The 23,082-nt window shown below is 41.1% G+C and carries 22 protein-coding genes; 6 read left to right on the top strand and 16 right to left on the bottom strand.

Annotated features, from left to right (window positions below; all coding sequences use genetic code 11):
* Positions 1 to 11: 11 nt before the first annotated feature.
* The 7 genes from J3455_RS06615 to cutA all read right to left on the bottom strand — a co-directional run bounded on the left by J3455_RS06615 (position 12) and on the right by cutA (position 6,807).
* A complete protein-coding gene (locus J3455_RS06615; protein WP_233786811.1) occupies positions 12 to 1,319 on the bottom strand; it encodes an N-acetylmuramoyl-L-alanine amidase in 1,308 nt (435 codons plus the stop codon).
* 72 nt (positions 1,320 to 1,391) lie between these two features.
* Complete coding sequence (gene tsaE / locus J3455_RS06610; RefSeq protein ID WP_130050377.1) at positions 1,392 to 1,859, bottom strand: tRNA (adenosine(37)-N6)-threonylcarbamoyltransferase complex ATPase subunit type 1 TsaE; 468 nt, start codon at positions 1,857 to 1,859, stop codon at positions 1,392 to 1,394.
* A gap of 142 nt (positions 1,860 to 2,001) precedes the next feature.
* Positions 2,002 to 3,342: an acetyl-CoA carboxylase biotin carboxylase subunit gene (gene accC, locus J3455_RS06605; RefSeq protein WP_130050376.1), complete on the bottom strand. Its 1,341-nt coding sequence runs from the start codon at positions 3,340 to 3,342 to the stop codon at positions 2,002 to 2,004.
* Positions 3,343 to 3,365: 23 nt separating this feature from the next.
* On the bottom strand, positions 3,366 to 3,830 hold the full coding sequence (accB, locus tag J3455_RS06600) for an acetyl-CoA carboxylase biotin carboxyl carrier protein (protein WP_130050375.1): 465 nt from the start codon (positions 3,828 to 3,830) through the stop codon (positions 3,366 to 3,368).
* Positions 3,831 to 3,860: 30 nt separating this feature from the next.
* On the bottom strand, positions 3,861 to 4,313 hold the full coding sequence (aroQ, locus tag J3455_RS06595) for a type II 3-dehydroquinate dehydratase (protein ID WP_178926330.1): 453 nt from the start codon (positions 4,311 to 4,313) through the stop codon (positions 3,861 to 3,863).
* 347 nt (positions 4,314 to 4,660) lie between these two features.
* Positions 4,661 to 6,487, bottom strand: a complete 1,827-nt coding sequence (locus J3455_RS06590) for a protein-disulfide reductase DsbD (protein WP_256855109.1) — start codon at positions 6,485 to 6,487, stop codon at positions 4,661 to 4,663.
* Complete coding sequence (gene cutA, locus J3455_RS06585; protein ID WP_130050372.1) at positions 6,487 to 6,807, bottom strand: divalent-cation tolerance protein CutA; 321 nt, start codon at positions 6,805 to 6,807, stop codon at positions 6,487 to 6,489. Before cutA ends, J3455_RS06590 begins: the two co-directional genes overlap by 1 nt.
* A gap of 162 nt (positions 6,808 to 6,969) precedes the next feature.
* Between cutA and J3455_RS06580 the strand changes: the two genes are divergently transcribed.
* The 5 genes from J3455_RS06580 (at position 6,970) to J3455_RS06560 (ending at position 12,777) form a co-directional block, all read left to right on the top strand.
* Entirely contained in the window at positions 6,970 to 7,446 is a 477-nt protein-coding gene (locus J3455_RS06580; protein ID WP_130050371.1) for an FxsA family protein, read from the top strand.
* Positions 7,447 to 7,589: 143 nt separating this feature from the next.
* Positions 7,590 to 7,877: a co-chaperone GroES gene (locus J3455_RS06575; RefSeq protein ID WP_063701599.1), complete on the top strand. Its 288-nt coding sequence runs from the start codon at positions 7,590 to 7,592 to the stop codon at positions 7,875 to 7,877.
* Between the two features lie 51 nt (positions 7,878 to 7,928).
* A complete protein-coding gene (gene groL, locus J3455_RS06570; protein ID WP_349561383.1) occupies positions 7,929 to 9,575 on the top strand; it encodes a chaperonin GroEL in 1,647 nt (548 codons plus the stop codon).
* Between the two features lie 230 nt (positions 9,576 to 9,805).
* Positions 9,806 to 10,438 (top strand): biliverdin-producing heme oxygenase, encoded by a 633-nt coding sequence (locus J3455_RS06565; protein ID WP_167658414.1) that lies wholly within the window; start codon positions 9,806 to 9,808, stop codon positions 10,436 to 10,438.
* Positions 10,435 to 12,777: an ATP-binding protein gene (locus J3455_RS06560; protein ID WP_178926334.1), complete on the top strand. Its 2,343-nt coding sequence runs from the start codon at positions 10,435 to 10,437 to the stop codon at positions 12,775 to 12,777. The genes J3455_RS06565 and J3455_RS06560 overlap by 4 nt, the downstream gene beginning before the upstream one ends.
* Before the next feature lie 10 nt (positions 12,778 to 12,787).
* On the opposite strand, the gene J3455_RS06555 is transcribed toward J3455_RS06560, so the two are convergent.
* The gene (locus J3455_RS06555) at positions 12,788 to 13,546 is read right to left on the bottom strand and encodes an XRE family transcriptional regulator (protein ID WP_130050352.1); all 759 of its coding nucleotides are present in this window, start codon (positions 13,544 to 13,546) and stop codon (positions 12,788 to 12,790) included.
* Positions 13,547 to 13,704: 158 nt separating this feature from the next.
* Here J3455_RS06555 and J3455_RS06550 point away from each other — a divergent pair, with 158 nt between their 5' ends.
* Positions 13,705 to 14,154, top strand: coding sequence for a response regulator (locus tag J3455_RS06550; protein WP_130050351.1), 450 nt, complete (start codon positions 13,705 to 13,707; stop codon positions 14,152 to 14,154).
* A 16-nt stretch (positions 14,155 to 14,170) separates the two neighbouring features.
* Here the strand turns inward: J3455_RS06550 and J3455_RS06545 are convergent, their stop codons facing one another.
* The 8 genes from J3455_RS06545 to J3455_RS06510 form a co-directional block, all read right to left on the bottom strand.
* Entirely contained in the window at positions 14,171 to 15,679 is a 1,509-nt protein-coding gene (locus tag J3455_RS06545) for an NAD(P)H-hydrate dehydratase (protein WP_349561382.1), read from the bottom strand.
* Positions 15,680 to 15,807: 128 nt separating this feature from the next.
* Positions 15,808 to 16,620 (bottom strand): adenosylmethionine decarboxylase, encoded by an 813-nt coding sequence (speD, locus tag J3455_RS06540; RefSeq protein ID WP_130050349.1) that lies wholly within the window; start codon positions 16,618 to 16,620, stop codon positions 15,808 to 15,810.
* A gap of 87 nt (positions 16,621 to 16,707) precedes the next feature.
* The gene (locus J3455_RS06535; RefSeq protein WP_130050348.1) at positions 16,708 to 17,121 is read right to left on the bottom strand and encodes an OsmC family protein; all 414 of its coding nucleotides are present in this window, start codon (positions 17,119 to 17,121) and stop codon (positions 16,708 to 16,710) included.
* 142 nt (positions 17,122 to 17,263) lie between these two features.
* The gene (locus J3455_RS06530; protein ID WP_054563480.1) at positions 17,264 to 17,611 is read right to left on the bottom strand and encodes a DUF3802 family protein; all 348 of its coding nucleotides are present in this window, start codon (positions 17,609 to 17,611) and stop codon (positions 17,264 to 17,266) included.
* A gap of 128 nt (positions 17,612 to 17,739) precedes the next feature.
* Entirely contained in the window at positions 17,740 to 19,209 is a 1,470-nt protein-coding gene (gene astD / locus J3455_RS06525; protein ID WP_175083053.1) for a succinylglutamate-semialdehyde dehydrogenase, read from the bottom strand.
* Between the two features lie 18 nt (positions 19,210 to 19,227).
* Positions 19,228 to 20,244 (bottom strand): arginine N-succinyltransferase, encoded by a 1,017-nt coding sequence (astA, locus tag J3455_RS06520; protein WP_349561381.1) that lies wholly within the window; start codon positions 20,242 to 20,244, stop codon positions 19,228 to 19,230.
* Positions 20,245 to 20,324: 80 nt separating this feature from the next.
* A complete protein-coding gene (locus tag J3455_RS06515) occupies positions 20,325 to 21,530 on the bottom strand; it encodes an aspartate aminotransferase family protein (protein ID WP_349561380.1) in 1,206 nt (401 codons plus the stop codon).
* 369 nt (positions 21,531 to 21,899) lie between these two features.
* Entirely contained in the window at positions 21,900 to 23,060 is a 1,161-nt protein-coding gene (locus tag J3455_RS06510) for an HDOD domain-containing protein (protein WP_130052232.1), read from the bottom strand.
* Positions 23,061 to 23,082: the final 22 nt, after the last annotated feature.

Here is a 23,082-nt window from a genome sequence, read left to right as displayed (position 1 = left end):
ACGAAAATTGACTAGCTTTGAGGAATATCAAGCTCTTGACCAATAAACAAGGTATTCGATTTTAACTTGTTGGCCGTTTTTAGCTTACTAACAGAGGTGTTGTATCTGCTTGCCAAAATACTTAACGACTCACCGGGACGTACTTTATGTTTAGTCGGAAACTGCGCTTTTAACTTAGCAAATAACGAGTCATCTGGCGGGTTTTGCATATAGTAATTTTTAATCGAAGTGAAAATTGCTTTTGCTAAACGCTCCTGATGCTGCGCCGTTTTTAGCATTCGCTCTTCGCGCGGGTTCGAAATAAACCCTGTTTCTACCAAAATAGACGGAATATCCGGTGATTTTAATACTGCAAGACTCGCCGCTTGTGGACGCTTCTTATGCATTTTAGCAACTTTTCTTAATTCGCTAACCACTTCTTCCGCAACACTAAAACCTGTTTTCATTGAGTGATCCATTGACATATCTAGCAGTGCTTGTGCTAAATATTTTTCGCTAGCAGTATCTTTTAACACCCCAGCTGCACCACCTAAAAGCTCTGAGTGTTTTTCTTTATCCTCAATCCATTTACCAATTTCAGAATTAGCGCGGCGCAGTGATAGCACCCAGACAGAAGCGCCGTTTGGCTGCGGGCTGGTAAATGCGTCAGCATGAATCGACACAAAGAAGTCTGCTTTTTTCTTTCGAGCAATGCTAGTACGGGTGTTTAAATTGACAAAGTAGTCACTACGGCGAACCATGCGCGAAATCATGCCTTTTTCAGCATCTATCATTCGCTCCAGGCGCTTCGCTATTTGCAGCGTGATATCTTTTTCATACGTTCCCGACGGACCAATTGAGCCCGGGTCTTCACCACCATGGCCTGCGTCAATCGCAATGACGATATCGCGTTCTTGATGAAGCTCACGCTTTTTAACACTGGTATTGGTTGAAGCAACTGGTTCTGCCTTCGGCGTTTTATCCACAAGGTCAACCACTAAACGGTGTTTATATGGATCGGTCGGTAATAAAGCAAACACAACTGGTTTACTGGCACGAGCTAGTTCAAAAACAAAACGCACACTCTTGCTATCTTTTGGTTTTGAATAACGCAGTTTTGAAACAATCTGATGCTTTTTAGGAATAGCAGGCAAGCTATCTAGTTTGTCGGTATTTTTTAAGTCAATCACTAAACGAGCTGGGTTCTTCAACATGAAGTAGCTAAAATCTGGCTTATCGTTTAAGTCAAAGACCACACGAGTGCTGTCAGGTGAGGGCCACACACGTACGCTATTAATCGTATTTTGTGCAAGCGCAACTTGGCTCACAAACAAAAACATCAATATAGTTAATAGTTTAAATGTACAACGAGCCATTTTTACTAATACACCTTTATTTTTATATGTTTATTCTTACGCGCTCTTAAGTTGCTGAACAATTGCCTGACCACGGTCGGTTAAGCTGTTAATTAAAATAGCACGCGCCTCGCCTTCATAGCGCAGGGTGATATCAAGATCCGGTGTTGGAATAAATTCGCCGCCTTTTTCGGGCCATTCCACAACACAAATAGCCTGTGGTGAAAAATAGTCACGAATACCCATATATTCAAGTTCTTCAGGATCACCTAAGCGATATAAATCAAAGTGATAGACATCAGCTTTAGTTAATTGGTAAGGCTCGACCAGTGTATAAGTTGGACTCTTAACCTTACCTTGATGACCGAAACCTTGCACGATACCACGGGTTAATGTCGTTTTACCGGCACCTAAGTCACCATGTAAATAGATGACTGCTCCTTGCTCCATTAAGGCTGCAAGTTGCTTACCCATATTAACCGTTGCCGCTTCATCAGCGAGTGGAAAACCAACACTGTCGGTCATTATTACCTCATGAAAAACTAAAAACACATTACTTTATTAATCATACCAGAATATTTTTGTAAGGCGAGAGCCGCTCTTATGCCTAATTTGACAAAAAAAAGCCGGCAAAGTTGCCGGCTTTTTAGCTTAAACAGAATTTTGTTTACAGACCTAGCTTCTTCTCAAGGTAGTGGATGTTTGTACCACCGTTTTGGAAGTTCTCATCTGCCAAGATTTTCTTGTGTAGTGGTGTGTTGGTCTTGATACCGTCAATCACTAATTCGTTTAACGCATTGCGTGAACGAGCAATGGCTACATCACGGTTTTCACCGTAACAGATCAGCTTACCAATCATTGAATCGTAATGAGGTGGTACGGTGTAATCTGCATAGATATGACTGTCCCAACGAATACCTAAACCGCCAGCAGGGTGGAATCGCGTGATTTTACCTGGTGATGGAATAAAGGTTTCTGGGTCTTCAGCATTAATACGGCACTCAATTGCATGACCACGAATAACCACATCTTCTTGTGTGAATGATAATGGCTGGCCAGCTGCAATTTTTAGCTGTTCTTTGATTAAGTCAACGCCAGTTACCATTTCTGTTACTGGGTGCTCAACCTGAATACGAGTATTCATTTCGATGAAATAGAACTCGCCGTTTTCGTATAAGAACTCGAACGTACCTGCACCACGATAACCAATTTCGATACATGCACGAGTACAACGGTCACCGATGAACTTACGCATTTCAGCTGTGATACCTGGCGCTGGCGCTTCTTCAACAACTTTTTGGTGACGACGTTGCATTGAACAATCACGCTCACCTAAGTGAACTGCATTGCCTTGACCGTCAGCAAGTACTTGAACTTCGATATGACGTGGGTTTTCAAGGAATTTTTCCATGTAAACCATACCATTACCGAAGAACTGCTTTGCTTCTTGCTGAGTAAGAGCGATTGAATCGATTAGTTCTTTTTCGCTGCGAACAACACGCATACCACGACCACCGCCGCCGCCTGCTGCTTTAATAATTACAGGGTAACCAATACGTTTTGCGATTTGAATGTTGCGTTCGCTGTCTGCCGTTAATGGACCATCTGAACCAGGTACACAAGGTACACCTGCTTTACGCATCGCTTCGATTGCAGAAACTTTATCCCCCATTAAGCGAATCGTGTCGCCTTTAGGACCGATAAACACAAAGCCACTTTGCTCAACTTGATCAGCAAAGTCTGCATTTTCAGAAAGGAAACCATAACCTGGATGGATAGCAACTGCGTCTGTTACTTCTGCCGCTGCAATAATGCGCGGAATATCTAAGTAACTTTCAGTCGCTGATGGTTTACCAATACAAATTGTTTCATCTGCCAGTAACACGTGCTTAAGATCACGGTCTGCCGTTGAATGCACAGCAACAGTTTTGATCCCAAGCTCTTTGCAGGCGCGCAGTACGCGAAGTGCAATTTCACCTCGGTTTGCAATGACTACTTTATCTAACATAGAGTTGGCCTTTTGTTGCGCTATTATTCAATGATGAATAAAGGTTGATCGAATTCTACTGGCTCGCCATTTTCAACTAAGATAGCTTTTACTGTGCCTGCTTTATCAGATTCGATTTGGTTCATCATTTTCATTGCTTCAACGATACATAACGTGTCGCCAACATTTACTTTAGAACCTACTTCTACATAAGGTGCTGCTTCTGGAGAAGCCGCTGAGTAGAATGAACCAACCATAGGTGATTTAACTTGGTGGCCAGTCGGTGCAGCTGGAGCAGCCGCTTCTGCTGCTGGAGCATCTGCTACTGGAGCTGGCGCCGCTGCAGGCGCAGGTGCTGCAAACTGTTGTGGAGCATATTGCATTGCAGGTGCTGCAGCCATGTTGTTACGATTGATGCGTACTGACTCTTCACCTTCAGTGATTTCTAATTCAGCAATACCAGATTCTTCTACTAGTTCGATAAGTTTTTTGATCTTGCGAATATCCATTGAACGACCCGCCTGTTAGTTATTTAAAAATTAATGTGTGTTTTGCAATTGGTTAACTGCAGCTTCTAGTGCCACCTTATAACCCATTGCTCCTAATCCAATAATGACGCCTTGTGCCACATCCGAAAAATACGAATGATGACGGAATGCTTCGCGAGCATGCACATTAGTTAAATGCACCTCGTAAAAGGGAATGTTTACACTGAGTAATGCATCCCGTAAGGCTACGCTTGTATGCGTAAATGCAGCAGGGTTAATAATAATTGCATCAACCTCTTGCCATGCATCGTGAATGCGCTCTATTAATGCAGCTTCACTGTTACTTTGGAAATGCGTTAAATCAACATTGAGACCTGCAGCAACCTGACTAAGTTCAGCTATAATCTCATCAAGAGATTGAGTGCCGTACTTTTCTGGTTCACGCTTGCCAAGCATGTTTAAATTTGGCCCATTTAGAACTAAAAGTTTGAATTTTGCAGCCATAATACGCGATATATCCTATAAGTAAGCAGTTTAACCATATTCATCATAAACCCACGCTTAACCTAAGCGTGCTGATGTAAAATAGCAACTATTTCTCACGTTAACCACCTATTATAGATATTTCGACGTAAATAGCAGCAAAATACTGGTCTAATCACTACCTACTTACGGCAAATGCAGGCATGACAAGGCACTCAAGTAAGTTAATCACTGTCTTTGCTTGTTGTGTAATTGAACATTTACAAGAAAAAGCGCTGATTTTTAGCTAATAAAAGCATTTTTCTTAGCTAGAAACAAAAACGCCACTCTAATGAGTGGCGTTTTGCTATTTTCCTGCACGTTTGCGTTTATTTGGCAGTATTTCTTACTTTTGCTAAATGTTCAGTAAAGTCTTTCGCGTTTAAAAACCCAGTTACACGTTGCTCTAAAAGCTCATTACCTTGGGTATCAAAGAACAAAATACTCGGTAAACCGAATACCGTGTACTCTTCCATTAATTCAATAGTTTTTGCATCACTTTCGGTTAAATCAATTTGGATTAACTCAAAGTGAGCAAACTGCTCTTGCACCTTAGCGTCAGGAAAGGTGTAGTGTTCAAACTCTTTACACGCAACACACCAATCAGCGTATAAATCGACCATCACTAAACGCCCTTCGCTACTTGCGGCAGCAATTTCTTCTTTCAATTCACTTAAATTAGCAACGTGTTTAAAACGATGTGTTTGTACGGCAGCTTCAGCAACCACCGCTTTACTAGGCCAGAAATAATTTTTCGTTAAACTAGCCCCTGTCACAACAAGTAATGTTGCAGCAAACCACAATGCTGTTTTTAGCTTGCCCTGCGATTGCGCACTTTGCCAGTGGTGTAAATACAGCGCTGTTGCAAGTGCTAATAAACCAGCCATCAACCAGATGAGTTCGATATCAATAATACGTTCAAGCAGAATAAGTGGCACAACCAGCATGATAAAACCGAATAAGGTTTTTACTTGCTCCATCCAACCACCGGCTTTTGGCAGTAATTTACCACCAGAAGTACCCAATAATAACAGTGGTAAGCCCATGCCTAAACTTAGTACATAGAGTGTTAAACCACCCACTAGGTAGTCACCACTTTGCGCCACGTAGAGTAAAGCAGCAGACAACGGCGCGGTTGTACAAGGTGAAGCTATCAAACCAGACAGTACACCCATCATAAATACGCCAACATAGTTGCCGCCTTTTTGCTGGTTACTAACCTGAGTGAGCTTATTCATTATGCCACTAGGTAATTTGATTTCGTACCAGCCAAACATCGACATTGCCAGCAATACAAACAAAATACTAAAGCTGATTAGCACCGTTGGATGCTGCAAATATCCTTGGACTTGACCACCTAATGATGCAACCACTAAGCCCAGTGCTGCATACGTAACGGCCATACCTTGTACGTAAACGAACGACAGCGAAAACGCTTTTTTGGTCGATAAATTCTGCTGTCCCGCGATAAGACTCGATAAAATTGGAAACATTGGAAATACACAAGGTGTAAAAGCAAGACCAACACCGACTAAAAAGAAAATAACAAGATTCGTCAATAAGCCTTGCGATGCCAGTTTATCGGTATATGACTGCTCACCAGCTGGTTTTGATGCTTCTTGAGAGGGCGCTGATGACGCTTCATTTGTATCAGCTGCTTGTGTTAATGCTGCTAATGCGTTCCCCGCATCTGCAGTCTCTGAGACTCGCTCACCTGCAATCACAGATAAAGGAATGGTTCTAACTTCTGGCGGATAACATAACCCCGCCTCGGCACAGCCTTGAAAACGAATTTTAACAACCGCCCCTTCAGTGACATTACTGACCTTAGTAACCACACTTAACGAGTCAAAGAAGACCTCAGTCTTACCAAAAAACTCATCTTCTATAATTTGCCCTTTACCAAGATCAGGTACTTCAATATCAGCGCCTTTAGCGATTATTTCGACTTTCTTTTTATAAAGGTAATAATCAGGAGCAATATCCCAGCCAATAAATAAGGTTTTGCCTTGCTGGTCAAAATCGAAAACAAAGGCCTGTTCAACCGGCAGAAATGTTTGCTCTGCGGGCTGCAGTAGATTTCCAAGTAAATTGTTATTACTTGCACTTGCCGGCACAAGCCACAGTGCACAAAGTAATAAAAGGAACGATCGCATTAATTAAGTACCTCATCCATCCAATTAAAATAGGCTAAATTGCCTGTAGCAACATCAACGACCTGAATTTCTGGTATCTCATAACTATGCAATTTCTTGATAGTTTGGATCACTTCATTCATTTTTTCTGACTTAGTTTTGATCAGTAACTTACTTTCTATAGCTTGAGTTATCTCGCCTTCCCACATGTAGATAGATTCAATTGTAGGCATAATGTTCACACAAGCCGCTAGCTTTTCTTTAACTAGATGTTGTGCCAACTGACGGGCTTCATCCTCATTTGCACAAGTAGTAAAAATAAGTCGAAAATGCGTAGTCATAAGGAACCTTTGTTTGATTACGTGAGTCGCACCATAGTAGCCGATAGTAACTATAATGTGTAGCGAGCAAGGCGATCCTAGGTTCCACCTTGAAAAATGACCTGCTCACCCCTATTTATATTTCACTGACTCGAAAGAGAATGACATTTTTTAGAGAGCCTTATGTTTAGATTTTTGTTTTTGTTATTTATTTTAGTGCCGATTGTGGAGATTGCATTACTCATTCAAGTGAGTGAAGTGATCGGTGGCTTTGCCACCATAGCGCTTGTGATTGTAACCGCGATTGTCGGTGCAAAATTAGTTAAGCAACAAGGTATAGGTGCGATTCAAAACGTGCAGTTACAAATGGCACAAGGGCAAATGCCTGCCAAAGAATTGTTTACGGGTTTATGTGTGATTATCGCCGGTGTTTTATTGATGACTCCGGGGATTATGACTGACTTTTTTGGCTTTTTATTACTCACCCCAGCAATACGAAACAAGCTAGCTGCAGGCCTTGCCAGTCAAGCCACTGTGCGCATGAGTTCGCAGACAAATCAAGGCTCTGCACACTTCCAATATCACAGTAAAACAACAACTCACGAAGAGCCAAACCACCAACCGACAACTATTGATGGTGAATTTGAGCGAAAAGATTAAAATTTTTTAATTTTTGTACTTGGATTTTTTTAAGCCACCCCCATTAATGAATGCAATGAAACGCAGCGGGTGGCTAAGCACTCCCCTGCAATAACACAAGATTTTTTCTGTACTGTTCAGAAACTGTTAGGAGAACTAAATAAATGAACATTCGTCCTTTACATGATCGCGTCATCGTTAAGCGTCTAGAAGAAGAAACTAAGTCTGCTGGCGGTATTGTATTAACTGGCTCTGCAGCTGAAAAATCAACTCGCGGAGAAGTTATCGCTGTTGGTAATGGCCGTGTTTTAGACAACGGTGAAGTAAGAGCGTTAGAAGTTAAAGCCGGTGACACTGTGCTGTTCGGCTCTTATGTTGAAAAAGTTGAAAAGATCGAAGGTCAAGAGTACCTGATCATGCGTGAAGATAACATTCTAGGCATTGTAGGCTAATCCTACTTTTCGTTTAGCAACCCGTTTACAGAATTTAAGAGGAATTAAATCATGGCAGCAAAAGAAGTACTTTTTGCAGGTGACGCACGTGGCAAAATGCTAACTGGCGTAAACATTTTAGCAAACGCAGTAAAAGTAACTTTAGGTCCTAAAGGCCGTAACGTTGTATTAGACAAATCATTCGGCGCTCCAGTGATCACTAAAGACGGTGTATCTGTAGCTAAAGAGATCGAGCTTGAAGACAAGTTCGAAAACATGGGCGCACAAATGGTTAAAGAAGTAGCGTCTAAAGCGAATGACGCTGCAGGTGACGGTACAACAACTGCAACAGTATTAGCGCAATCTATCGTAAACGAAGGCTTAAAAGCAGTTGCAGCGGGTATGAACCCAATGGACCTTAAGCGCGGTATCGACAAAGCAGTTACTGCAGCAGTTGAAGAGCTTAAAGCACTTTCTGTTCCATGTGCAGACACTAAAGCAATTGCACAAGTAGGTACTATTTCTGCTAACTCTGATAAAGAAATCGGTGACATCATTGCTGAAGCAATGGAAAAAGTAGGCCGTGACTCAGGCGTTATCACTGTTGAAGAAGGTCAGTCATTAGAAAACGAGCTAGACGTAGTTGAAGGTATGCAGTTTGACCGCGGTTACCTTTCTCCATACTTCATCAACAACGCTGAAAAAGGCGCTGTAGAGCTAGACAACCCATTCATTCTACTTGTAGACAAAAAAGTATCTAACATCCGTGAGCTACTACCTACACTAGAAGCAGTTGCTAAAGCAAGCAAGCCACTACTTATCATTGCTGAAGACCTTGAAGGTGAAGCACTTGCAACACTAGTAGTGAACAACATGCGCGGCATCGTTAAAGTGTCTGCAGTTAAAGCCCCTGGTTTTGGCGACCGTCGTAAAGCAATGCTTCAAGACATCGCTGTATTAACAGGTGGTACAGTAATTTCTGAAGAAATCGGTTTAGAGCTAGAAAAAGCAACTATCGAAGACCTGGGTACAGCGAAGCGCGTTGTAATCACTAAAGATGATACAACAATCATCGACGGTGCAGGCGAAGAAGACGGCATCAATGGTCGTGTTGCACAAATCAAAGCACAAATCGAAGAAGCGACGTCTGACTACGATAAAGAGAAACTACAAGAGCGTATGGCTAAACTAGCTGGCGGTGTTGCAGTAATCAAAGTTGGCGCAGCAACTGAAATCGAAATGAAAGAGAAAAAAGACCGCGTTGAAGATGCACTACACGCAACTCGCGCAGCGGTTGAAGAAGGTGTTGTACCAGGTGGTGGTGTTGCACTAGTTCGCGTAGCAAGCAAACTTGTTGAACTTGCTGGCGACAACGAAGACCAAAGTCACGGTATTAAAGTTGCACTACGTGCAATGGAAGCACCACTTCGTCAAATCGTAACGAACGCAGGTGACGAAGCATCAGTTGTTGTTAACTCAGTAAAAGGCGGTGAAGGTAACTACGGTTACAACGCAGCATCAGGCGAGTACAACGACATGATCGAAATGGGTATCTTAGACCCAACGAAAGTAACGCGTTCTGCACTTCAGTACGCAGCTTCAATCGCAGGTCTAATGATCACTACTGAAGCAATGGTTGCTGAAATCCCGAAAGATGAGCCAGCTGCTCCAGATATGGGCGGCATGGGCGGCATGGGTGGTATGGGCGGCATGATGTAATCATCCCTCCCAAGCACTTTGCTTAAAAAACCCAGCTCCGGCTGGGTTTTTTGCATTCATTTACTTGCTCTGTAAATAAACAAAGACCTTCTAACTTTACAAGTCATTTGAACCCGCAATAAATAGTTGCCTTTTCCTAATCACCCTTAATTTTGTATTTTACATACTTGTACCTAAGTATATACTGGTGCGAATACTACTAGAATGCTCCAAATACGTTCAGGATAACAATGGGTTCAGCTTTATCAAACGCCACTGTAATAACTTGCAATAGCGATCAAAATAATATTCATACTTTTATAAAAAATAGTACCGACTTCCTTCACTCTCGTGTGGAAAAACAACTAGGTGCAGTATTATTCGATAAAAATATGACCCAACAATCGTATTTAGAAATTTTAATCGCAATGCATAGTAGCTATTCTATTATGGAGGATGCTATATCAACCTATGGTGCCACAAAACATCTACTTGTTGGCCGCAGCAAGCTAAGCTGGTTAAATCAAGATATTGCTTATTTGCAAACATCTCAACACGCTCCACCTGTTAAATTATATAAACACGATGATTTAAAAAATATCTGCAACGTATCACATGCATTTGGAATGATGTATGTAATGGAGGGAGCCACCATGGGTGGAGGTCACATATTTAAAGCGCTTAAAAAGCATAATTGGATAAATGAGCTTGAAGGGATCCGTTTTTTTTATAGTTATGGTGAACTTAGGAATCAAAAGTGGGCTCAATTTATCCACGCACTAAAGCAGTATCATAACGACAACCCAAACTCAGCAGATGACATTTTATTGGGAGCAAATAAGGCATTTAGCTTAATCTCTCAAGCGCTTGGAGATATAAATTGAGCAATACATTTAAAGTCTCATTAGACAATTGCCATAAAGAACCTATTCATATTCCAGGCTCTATACAACCGCATGGGTACTTACTAGTTGTTGACCCTGAAACACTCAAAATATGCTATTTCAGCGAAAATATTTTATTGCTTTTAAATACACAAAAGGATCGCTTAGTAGGCTCACATATAACTAATTTCTTTGAAGCGAATACATCTAATATCATAGAGGAAAATAAAGCCCAAAAGGACTTTCATGCCATTAACCCACTCAAGATTGAGTTAAAAGGTAAATCGCCTGAGACCTCTATTAAAGGTGTTATTTCTCGTAACGATGAATACTTACTCATTGAACTTGAGTTTGATATAAAGAAAGAGCACTCAAGTATTGACCCCATGAATTACTTGATGAAGCAATCTCTTCACCTAATAGCTGACAAAAAAGAGCTAAACTCATCATTCGACACAGCAGTAGAAGAAGTTCGGAACTTAACAGGTTTTGATCGCGTTATGCTCTATCAGTTTGACCATGAATATAATGGTCAAGTCGTAGCAGAAGCCAAAAAAGATGAGTTAAACTCATTTCTACACCAGCATTTTCCTGAGTCAGATATTCCAAAGCAAGCACGCGCTTTATATTTGCGTAATCCTATAAGGTTACTTGCAGATGTGGATGCTGAAGTATCACCTATCTACCCACAAGACAAGCCTGTAGATTTAAGCACGTGTATAACCAGAAGTGTCTCCCCCATTCATTGCCAATATTTACGCAATATGGGTGTTAAAGCATCAATGTCTATCAGTATTATTATTGCTGGTAAATTATGGGGGTTAATTGCTTGTCACCACTATTCAAGCCATGTCGTCCCTTTTGAGGCACGACAAGTTGCACAGTATATGGGGTTGATGCTCTCATATATAATTTCCCTCAAAACACAATCAATCGAAGCGATTCAAGAAGCTAAAGCCACCGCCATCAGTGCAGAGATAGCAGAGCATATGTCTGAAGAAGTCTTTTTCATTGATGGCTTACGCAAACAAGTTCCTGCTTTACTTAGCATGCTAAGTGCTGATGGTGTTGCATGGCGGCTAGAAAAAGATATTGAAAGTTTCGGGGATGTACCCGCAAATGATGATATTTATCATTTATTTGAGTGGTTGAAAAGCAACCACTTAGAAGATGAACTGCTGTATCATAACCATCACTTGTCTAATGAAAATGCTGAATTTAATAAGTTTGCTAATATTGCAAGCGGCGTACTTGCTATGCCTGTTTCTACTAATGAAAACTTATTTATTATGTGGTTTCGTAAAGAGGTGATTGAAACAAAAAATTGGGGGGGGAAACCTGAAAAGATAATCGAATTTCTTGACGACGGTAGTCACCGCCTTATGCCTCGTAGCTCATTTCGTTTATGGCAAGAGAATGTACGTAATAAATGCTCACCTTGGAAGGCAAACGAAATATCTTGCGCTATAAAGTTTCGCAATCATTTGGTTAATCATGTTATTGAAAAATCTGAGCGCCTTAAAAAGTTAAACAACTTATTAGAAACTAAAGTTAATGAGCGAACTGTCGCTTTAAAAGCGGAAATACTCACTCGACAACAAGCCGAGCTTGACCTTGAAATCGCACTTAGAAAATCTGAAGAGTCTAACCAAGAGTTAGAACGGTTTGCTTTTGTTGCGTCTCATGATTTACAAGAACCCTTACGAAAAATACAAATGTTCGGCGATCGCCTGCAAAACTCTAAAGAACAGATTGGAGAAAGAAACGCTTCTTATATCTCTCGTATGATGGATTCTGCCGAAAGAATGCAAAAACTTATCAAAGGAGTATTGAGTTTTTCTAGAATCAATCGAAAAGGCGAAGAGTTTCGTCACTTTTCAGCATCAGATGTTTTTCATGATATTCTTGATGATCTTGAGTTAATTATCGCTGACAAGGACGCGGTGTTTCACATAGAAGACATTGGTGAAATCTATGGCGACAAACGACAAATCCAGCGTTTGTTTCAAAACTTAATTCTCAATGCGCTTAAATTTAGTCACCCACATCAAGCACCCATTATAGGGATTAAGTCAGTTGAGCGAACAGACGAGCATCTTGTTATCGCTGTCATTGATAACGGAATAGGTTTTAATAGCGAGTTTAAAGACAGAATATTTAACCTTTTTGAACGGGTTCACTCTAAACAAGCATACGAAGGAACAGGGTTAGGCTTAGCTATTTGTAAGAAAATAGTCGAACGACACCATGGGACAATTACAGCAGAAGCAAATATCAATGAAGGCTCTCAGTTTTACGTCACCTTACCACTAAGAGAAATAAAACTAAGTCAGTTTTAGTAATTTACCGCTACGATTGTGGCGGTAAAACTCTATTAATATGCTCTTTAAGTTGTCTAATTTCATTTTCAATAGACTCAAAACGCTGACTTTGCATATGTGAGTCTTGATCGGTTATAGAACTTATTTTTGCTTTTACATGCCAGATTTCTAAGATATCACTTCCCTGAATTGAATATGTTTTGTACTCAGGGTTATCACTCTTAAATAAGTAACTGACGGGGTCTGTCTTGTGGCTAAAGAGGCGTTTTGCGACAATGCCATCTTTAGTGACAGCAACACAAACTGAACCATTCTCTAACTGATTAATATCCTTGACTTGCTCAGTGATCAGCGTTTCTCTGGGGCGGATAGTTGGCATCATGCTATCGCCTTCAACTTCGAATAGTCGATAATTGCCATTTTCAAACCCCGGAATTTTATAAACATCCAGAGTTTTAATATAGTCTTCATCACTACACTGTTCTATATAACCAGCTTGAGCTTCTTCATTGACAAGTGGAATAAATGAAGTCTCTAAGGCTTTTTGATAACTCTGGAAACTCGAGTCATCAAATCCTTCTATACCAAAAATAAGCCAGTTACAATCTACATTAAACACTTTGCTGATTTTAATAATAGTACTGAGAGATAGGGTCGACTTGCCAGCCTCCAGTTGTGATAGAGCCCCCTGAGTTATACCTATTTTATCGGCAAACTCTTGTTGAGAAAGGTTCAAACTTTCGCGAAGAGCTACCACTCTATTAGTACTAGTAAGATTTACTGTCATTGGGTTATTAATAAACTTATGTTTGTATTATGGGTATAAGCAAGTTAATATAACACCTACTTAACTAAAGTATATACTATTCGATTAACTAATTATTTAATTTGTTGTTTTATTTATAAGTATCTACGTGAAAAAGATAAGCTAATCAGGAGTTGCTAATGTTTAACGACAAATTATTTATCAAAAAGTTACGCTCTGTGAGCTATATTTTAGTTGCGGATGATGACCTCGATGATCAAGAACTCATCCGTGATGCCCTGGTTGAAAATAATGTCGATGAAAATAAAATTCAATTTGTTGATGACGGCATGCAATTACTTGAGTCACTCGATAAAAATAAAATTCTACCAAGCCTTATTTTATTAGACCTAAACATGCCACGAAAGGGTGGAAAAGAAGCGTTAGTCGAACTAAAAAAATCGGAGCGTTACCGCCATATTCCCATCATAATTTTTACGACTTCTGATTCAGAGGTTGATATTAAGCAATGTTATAGCTTAGGTACTAACGCCTTTATGACCAAGCCTTCTAGCTATTATGATTTAGTTGATTCAATGAAAATGCTAACTCAATATTGGCTTGTTCAAGCTAGGATAGTCTTAGACTAAGGCGAAATATTTAGCCTTACCTGCTCAAGTCAGCACTGCTTGCCAATTCTTTTATCAGCTTCCTTACAACGACAAACAAATCACTCGGTAACATGCCTCTTTCGCCTTCACGCTCTGCGGCAATATCACCAGCTTTTGCATGTAAGGTTACGCCTAAGCAAGCTGCTTGCTGAGGAGTAAGCCCCTGTGCGATCAGGGCCGCTATGATGCCTGTTAAAACATCGCCACTGCCGCCAACCGCAAGTGCAGGATTTCCATCTGTACACACCCATGTTTGGTTAGTGTCAGCAATTAAACTACCAGCACCTTTTAGTACACAAGTAGTGGTATAGCTATGTGCGAGCTGCTTTACCGCATGAAAGCGATTTTCTTCAATATCGCTTGCGTGACAATTGAGTAACCTTGCAGCCTCACCGGGGTGTGGTGTTATAACTGTATTAACTAATGGGAATGACGAAGCATGCTGAGCCATTAAGTTAAGTGCATCAGCATCAATCACCAGAGGTTTATTATTAGTGAAACAATACTGCATGACAGTTTCAAATGTTGTTTCTGACCAAGTGTCTTGTCCAAGCCCAGGGCCGATGGTGATACAACTTGCCCATTCTAATGCACTAATTAAGTTTGTATCAGTCACCATTAATTCTGGTCGGCCAATACTGACTGGCAAAATAGAACTGCTGTGAGTATAAACCTTCACCATACCTGCGCCAGTCCGAAGAGCGGCTTCTGCGGTCAAACGAATTGCACCCGCTGTCCCTGCGTTACCACCAATACATAGCAACTTACCATGGTTAGTTTTGTGACTGTTATTATCACGTCGAGAGAGCGGTGATTGACTTTGATAATTGATAAGCTCAGCAGTGGGTGCTGTCAGTTTTAAAAAGGTATCTCCAATACCTAAGTCAGTAAACTCAAGATTACCTGCATGTGCTCGTCCTTGCCCTGTCACTAAACCTTGTTTAATACCCACAAAGGTAACAGTGAGTGCCGCTTTTATTGCGATCCCCTGTATTACACCTGTGTCTGCATGAATGCCTGATGGTAAATCAATGGCAACAATCGGCTTTTGACTTTCATTAGCGGCTTTGATCAACTCTGAGAAAGGTTCGCGTACCTCGCTTTGAATACCTGTACCGAGCAAACCGTCAATGATGATATCTGCTTGTTCAATAGCGCTAACATCCGTTGTTATTGCTCCCCCAGCATTGAGCCAAGCTTGCTGAGCACTCAGCGCATCGCCTTTGAGAGGTTTATCTTGTAAGCCAGCAATAACTGTAACCTGCTTACCCGCTTGTTTAGCTAAGCGGGCAACAACATAGCCATCACCCGCATTGTTACCAACGCCAGCTAATACAACGAATGTACTTGCTTTAGGAAAATAGCTGATAGCTTGCTGATAAGTAGCCAGCCCTGCTCGCTCCATAAGCTCATATAAAGTTACACCAGAGCGCTTAGCTGCTGGGCCTTCATTTTCACGAACTTGTTCTGCTAAAAATACCGACTGCGAGAGCACAACTGACATCTCTATCCTTAAATTGGCCTTTTAACCAGCATATAAGTACAGGCTAATGTAGTCAATGAGCAGCTTTAAGGAATAAAAAACGGCGCGTAACTTACATTACGCGCCGTTTCTTTAAAGCTTGTGGTTACTTACTCTGTATCTGGCAAGTTACGGCCGTAGAAGATTTCTTGCATCTCGCGAGTCAGCTTTGAGTAGATAACTTCTTCTTCTTCTTCAGATAAATCCGCTGTAGAAACACCGAATAAATAAGTATTCAGGTCAGTTTCTTTTAACATCATCTTAGTATGGAACAAGTTCTCTTGATACACATTCACGTCCATCATTTGGTACGCTTCTTTAGTATCTTCAGTCATGTAGTTCTGAATTGAGTTAATCGCGTGATCGATATAGTGTTTAACACCATCTACGTCACGCGTAAAACCACGTACACGGTAGTCAATGGTTACAACATCAGACTCAAGGCTGTGAATTAAGAAGTTTAACGCTTTTAATGGCGAAATTATACCACATGTTGATACTTCTATATCAGCACGGAACGTACAAATACCATCATCAGGGTGTGCTTCTGGATATGTATGAACACAGATGTGGCTCTTATCTAAGTGCGCTACAACTGTTTCAGGAAGAGGGCCCGGCGCTTCATCAACTTCATACGTCGTTTGCTGTTCAATTGGCTCTTCTGAGATCAAGATTGTCACGCTAGCGCCTTGCGGATCATAATCTTGGCGAGAAACATTTAGAATGTTTGCGCCAATAATATCCACAACTTCACCTAAAATATCGGTCAGGCGATCAGCACTGTACTGTTCGTCGATATATTCGATATATTCCTTACGCTGTTGTTCAGTCTTTGCGTAACAAATATCGTAAATACTAAAGCTTAAGCTCTTAGTTAAGTTATTAAAGCCATGAAGCTTAATTTTATCGAAGGGTTTATTCATGCTAAACCAACCTTAAAACGAGTGAACCTGCACCAGCAGAAATAAAAGTTCGCGGATTTTATACGAATTTTCTGCTCGGAAAAAGCGTTATTTTACCTGTTCTTGCACAACTTCATGACTATGCGTAATTTCTACTGTCTTATCAAGCATTAAGGCTACAGAGCAATACTTTTCAGCAGATAATTGAACGGCACGAGCAAGGTGCTTTTCTGAAACATTATCACCAGTGACCACAAAGTGTAGATTAATCTTGGTAAACACGCGAGGAGCTGACTCAGCACGCTCTGCTGTTAGCTTAACTTGCACATCAGAAAATGATTGTTTTGCTTTTTTTAAAATACTAACAACATCAACAGATGAGCAGCACCCAGCTGACATTAAGACCATTTCCATTGGGCTTGGCGCTGCGCTATCACTACCTGCATCAAAAACTACATTATGACCTGAATTTGAAAGGCCAATAAACGTATCGCCATCTACCCATTTTACATTCGCTTGCATGTGTTTTATCTCTTAAAGTTATTTTGTTTGATTGTAAGCAAGTCACTCACAGATGCAAGGGATAAAAGGTAAGCTATATGAAAGCGAGTAGCTTATTTCAAGCTACTCGCTGAAAGACTAGAATTTTGTAGTTATTTATAAATTATGCGCTTTCTACAACTGCGCTATCGAATAAGTTTTTCACTAATCCGGCAAATTCGTCAATAAAGGCATGTTGTTCAACGGTTACTGTGTGATTTGTAACGCTACTTAGCACTTCTTGTAAGTCGTATACAATACCGTCGACTTCACGGACAATTTGGCTGCGTTGTTCGGTATTAAGCTCTGTGTGTTGTTCGCAAAGTAACATGACGTTTTCTGCTATCACGTCTTCAATCAGCTCTAACACTGTTGGAGCTCCTGGTTTAATTTGACCCGGCTTCTCAAAAAGCGCTAAATTTTGAGTGAGATACATGACAAGATCATCATACCCTTGCCTATCTAAAACCATACGACTTCACACCTAATAAAAAACTACCTCTTTAGATTTAAGCAGAAAGCGCTTTTAATTGCTACCTTTGCCACGCATCTCATACAAAAAAAGCAGCCAAAGCTGCTTTTTATAGTTATTTACGATTACTAATCGATTTTTAAGCCTGGACTTAATGTCGCTGGCATCGCTACTTTTTCAAGCTCAACCGAAGCTACGGGGTATGCACAATAGTCAGCGGCATAATATGCGCTTGCTCTGTGGTTACCCGATGCTCCAATACCACCAAATGGAGCTGCACTTGATGCACCTGTGATAGGCCTGTTCCAGTTTACGATACCCGCACGAATACGACGTAAGAAATGGTCGTAATCTGCTGCGCTGTCACTCAACAAACCAGCTGATAAGCCAAAGCTAGTATCATTAGCTTTATCAATAGCGGCATCAAAATCGGTAAAGCGGAATACTTTAAGAAGAGGTCCAAAGTGCTCTTCGTCTGGGAAGTTAGCGACATTTGTACACTCTAAAATACCCGGTGTTACAAAGCCGGTATTCTCTTTGTGAGTTAGCTCAACTAACACCTCAGCGCCAAGCTCAACAAGTTGCTGTTGTGCTGTGACCATACCAGCTGCTGCCGCAGCAGAAATCATTGACCCGATGAAAGGTTGCTCTTCTGCGTCGTAGTCACCGACTTTAATAGCTTTAGTTGCTTTAATAAGACCCGCTAAGATGGCATCACCTTGCTCGCCCGCAGGTAAGAATAACTTACGCGCGCAGGTACAACGTTGACCTGTAGAGATAAACGCTGATTGAATAATATCGTGGATAGCCGCTTTAGTGTCAGCAACATCAGTAACGATAAGCGGGTTATTACCACCCATTTCTAAGGCTAAGATTTTACCCGGTTGACCAGCAAACTGTTCATGTAAAATATGGCCAGTGCGCGAAGAGCCAGTAAAGAATAAACCGTCGATCCCTTTATGAGATGCAAGCGCTTTTCCCGTTTCTACTTCACCTTGCACAAGGTTGATTACACCTGCAGGGAGACCCGCCTTTTGCCATAACTTTAACGTTAACTCAGCAACTGCTGGCGTTAGCTCAGACGGTTTAAATACCACGGTATTACCTGCTAATAATGCAGGTACAATGTGACCATTTGGTAAGTGACCTGGGAAGTTATAAGGGCCAAATACAGCTACAACACCATGAGGCTTGTGGCGGATCATCGCACGACCTTGTGGCATTGGGTTTTCAACATCGCCTGTACGCTCTAAAAATGCTTTTTCAGAGATAGCAATTTTACCCACCATCGCACCTGCTTCAGTGCGTGTTTCCCAAAGTGGTTTACCTGTTTCTTGTGCGATAGCAATCGCTAATTCTTCGCTGTGCTCTTTAAGCGTTTCTGCGAATGTTTTTACAATCGCTAAACGCTCTGCAAATGTTTTATCAGCCCAGCTGTAAAACGCTTCACGTGCAGCAGCGACTGCGCCGTCTACTTGTTCAGCAGTGGCAGTATTTGCTTGCCAGATAACATCATTATTTGCTGGGTTTACAGATTGAAAAGTATGACCAAGGCCTGCTTGCCATTGACCATTAATAAATTGCGCTGCATGAGTCATTAATATGTCTCCTGAATTCTATAGTTCTGCTAGTGATACTGAATCACCCGCTTCTAAGTGAAGTGCTTTTGCTAATTCACTTGAGATTGTGACGCTATCGGCATCGCATGATAGGCTAACTTGAGTCACGGTTGCTCTAAAATCAGCAATTTTATCATTTGCTAACAATACCGTGGTGTCGCCTTGGCTTTCACCAATTTCAACTTTAACTGTGTGGGCATTTCTGACCGTAGCAATGTTATCTACTTTTGCTTCAACAGTTGGGCCTGCATCAAAAATGTCTACATAACCATTAAAGGTAAAACCTTCGCTCTTTAATAGTTCAATCGCAGGGCGTGTGTTGTCATGTACTTGACCAATCACAGCTTGTGCATCTTTGCTTAGTAAGTTGACGTAAATTGGGTATTTAGGCATTAACTCAGCAATAAATACTTTCTGGCCAATACCCGTTAAGTAATCTGCCGTTGGAAAGTCCATTGAGAAAAAGTGCTCTTCTAGCCATTGCCAGAATGGGCTTTCGCCACTTTCGTCTGACACACCACGCATTTCTGCAATTACGGTATCAGCAAAACGCTCTCTATGTTGGTTAATAAACATAAAGCGCGCTTTTGAAAGCAATTTACCGTTATTGTTTTTACGGTAGCCATCTTTTAAGAATAATGTGCATAGCTCAGTTGCACCGGTGTAATCATTACACAGGGTTAAAATATCAACGGCTTTATACACGTCTAGCGTACGAGATGAATGAATAACTTTGCTTAAATGATAATGATAAAAAGCATCATCTAAACCAACAGCGGCTTCAATACCCGAAGTCCCTACAACTTCACCCGTTTCGCTATCTTCAAGAACAAACAAGTAACCTTCATCACCTGGCTGCTGCGCTGCTTTTGCAAATGAGCTGACAGAATGATCAATTTTCTTTTGTAATAACTCTTCATTATTAGGCAAAGACGTAAAGCCATGGCCTGACTCATCAGCAATCTTTACTAACGCTTGGTAATCGCTTTGCTGGATTGGGCGAAGGATCATCATAAGTCCGCTTGCTCCCTTATAAATAACGGTAAATTAAGAAATGTGGGCAAGCTTAGCTTGCCCTGAAATGACAGTTTCGTTTAGCTGTTAACGACTTTTGCAACTGCTTTTTCGAAACGAGCCATACCTTCGCGGATATCAGCTTCTGGAATTACAAGTGACGGAGTGAAACGAACAACATCAGCGCCAGCCACTAAAGACATAACGCCTTCTGCAGTACCAGCCACTAAAAACTCTTTTGCACGACCTTTGAATTGCTCTGTTACTACAGCACCAATTAAAAGACCTTCACCACGGATTTCAGTGAATACATTGTACTTTTCGTTAATCGCAGTTAGTAACTCACGGAATAACGCTGATTTTTCTTTAACGCCATTAAGTACGTCAGGAGTATTTACTGTGTCGAATGCTGCTTCTGCTACTGCACATGCTAGTGGGTTACCACCGTAAGTAGAACCATGAGTACCTACTTTTAAGTGCTTAGCAATATCAGTTGTGGTGATCATCGCACCGATAGGGAAACCACCACCTAACGCTTTTGCAGTCGTTAAGATATCTGGCGTTACATTTAAACCTTGATAAGCATAAAGCTCACCCGTACGGCCAACACCTGTTTGTACTTCATCAAAGATTAGTAGTGCATTATGCTTAGTACATAACTCACGAACACCTTCAACAAACTCAGCAGTTGGAGAAATGATACCACCTTCACCTTGCAGAGGCTCCATCATTACCGCACACGTGCTGTCTGAGATAAGCGCTTCAAATGCCGCTAAATCGTTGTAGTCACAGTGAACGATATCACCCGGTTTAGGACCGAAACCATCAGAGTATGCAGCTTGACCGCCTACCGTTACAGTAAAGAATGTACGGCCGTGGAAACCTTTGTTAAATGAGATAATTTGTGACTTTTGCTCACCAAAGTTATCAAGTGCAAAACGGCGTGCTAGTTTAAGTGCTGCTTCGTTTGCTTCTGCACCAGAGTTAGCAAAATACACTTTTTCTGCGAATGTTGCGTCAGTTAGCTTTTTAGCCAAGCGAAGAGCTGGCTCATTAGTCATTACATTTGATAAGTGCCAAATTTTTTCGCCTTGTTCTTTTAATGCACTTACAAGAGCTGGGTGACAATGACCAAGACAGTTAACAGCAATACCACCAGCAAAATCGATAAATTCGCGACCTTCTTGGTCCCATACGCGAGACCCTTCGCCTCGAACTGGAATAACACTTGATGGTGCATAGTTAGGAACCATTACTTGATCAAATAATTCGCGATTGACTGTCATTTTATATCCTCTTAATTGTAAGCACACACAGAGCAAGGTGGCGCTCTAAAGCCAAACCAAGCCATTTTACTTAGCCGATTGAGCTTAGCGCAAAATCACCAAAATAACTCTTTGGTTCAATTTTCATTCATCCATTATTCCAGAAAATTTTCGTCCTGTCTCTTAGAAAACTTTCATGTAGCCCTTGAAAATAAAGGGCTTGAGATATTTTTTCATGGATAGTGAATAACTATTTGAAGGCTGTTTTTTGGTCTAATTACTATAAAAAGGCGTACGGCTAGTGAGCCAAGCACAGGCTGATGACAAAAAATTTGTCGCTGCAGATTGATAAACAATGAATGAATAGTCGCAAAAAAATTAACAATTTTTTTAATTAATTTGAATATGAAAGCGATCAAAATTGCATTTTGCTAGCTGATTAAGCTCTTCCTTGGTGAAATCGAAGTGCGTAAACCAACGTTCAGTTTCGTCATTTTCGACCAATTGATGCTCATTTAAACTTAAATACTGCGCGTAACAACGAGCTTTTAAAATCACCTTAGTAAGTGGCAAATATTCATCGTTTTTAGCTAAGGGTGTAGTTAATTGCTGCATTACCGCATTAAATGGCAAATATCTAAAGTCCATTTGCTCAATCACGGTCGCTGTTACCTTCATCGACTGCTTATTTAGCAAGGTGCTTAAAAATAATGGATCAGGTTTTAGTTCTAATAAAGCAGTGTGTAAGTCTTTCTTTTGCTCATCACGGGCTTTCGTTACTTGACGCTGCCAAACTAACTCGAAAATACGAAGGTATATGCGAACTAGCGCTATCTTACCCACGTCGAGTAGCATACCTAAGGTAAACGCGTGCACCTCATTTACACCATTTAATTTAGCAAGTTCTTGAGCTGCAATGGCACACGCCATTGAGTTATCACGAAGTCGACGTTTTAGTAGTGGAAATGGCTCTGTGCTGTGTGGCATCCAATGGCGTACCGCAAATGTCGGCACCACAAACTTTAAATTGTCTAAGCCTATGTAACGCAGCGCTAATAATGGATTATCAACTTGAACTGAAGTGTGTTTATTACGTTGTTTTCGATAAAAAGGTAAATTCACAAACGCAACGAGCTCACGACCTAACCAACTTAAGTCTTTAACTAATGGCTCTAGTCGACCCACTGAGGCTGAACGCACAGCTAGAATATCTAGAATAGCAGGTACACTGTCTTGGATACCGATAGTTTCGTGGATAACTGAATCAATATCTTCAAGCTGCTTTTGCATGGCAGCTTCAATTACTTGGTGTAACTGTTTACTCGCCTGAGCACGGTATTTATGGTGAGCTGTACTGCTCTTTTGACGCTTTTTCTCGGCAGCGACCTCTACTTCTAATAGAGTACGCTGCTCCATTGACTCGCCATAATCAATTTCTAAGGTATGAATAAAGCCAATTTGACGCTGTGCAAAACTGTGACCAAGCAAAAGATCGTGTGCGCGCTCATTAAGCACCATCGCAGTCCTTTGTTGTCGGGTTTCTTCGGTCATTTGCACAGGCGTATTGTCGTTC

Source organism: Pseudoalteromonas sp. NFXS39 (genome assembly GCF_040148775.1).
Taxonomy (GTDB): domain Bacteria; phylum Pseudomonadota; class Gammaproteobacteria; order Enterobacterales; family Alteromonadaceae; genus Pseudoalteromonas; species Pseudoalteromonas apostichopi.
This window is presented reverse-complemented; position numbering and strand designations above follow the sequence as displayed.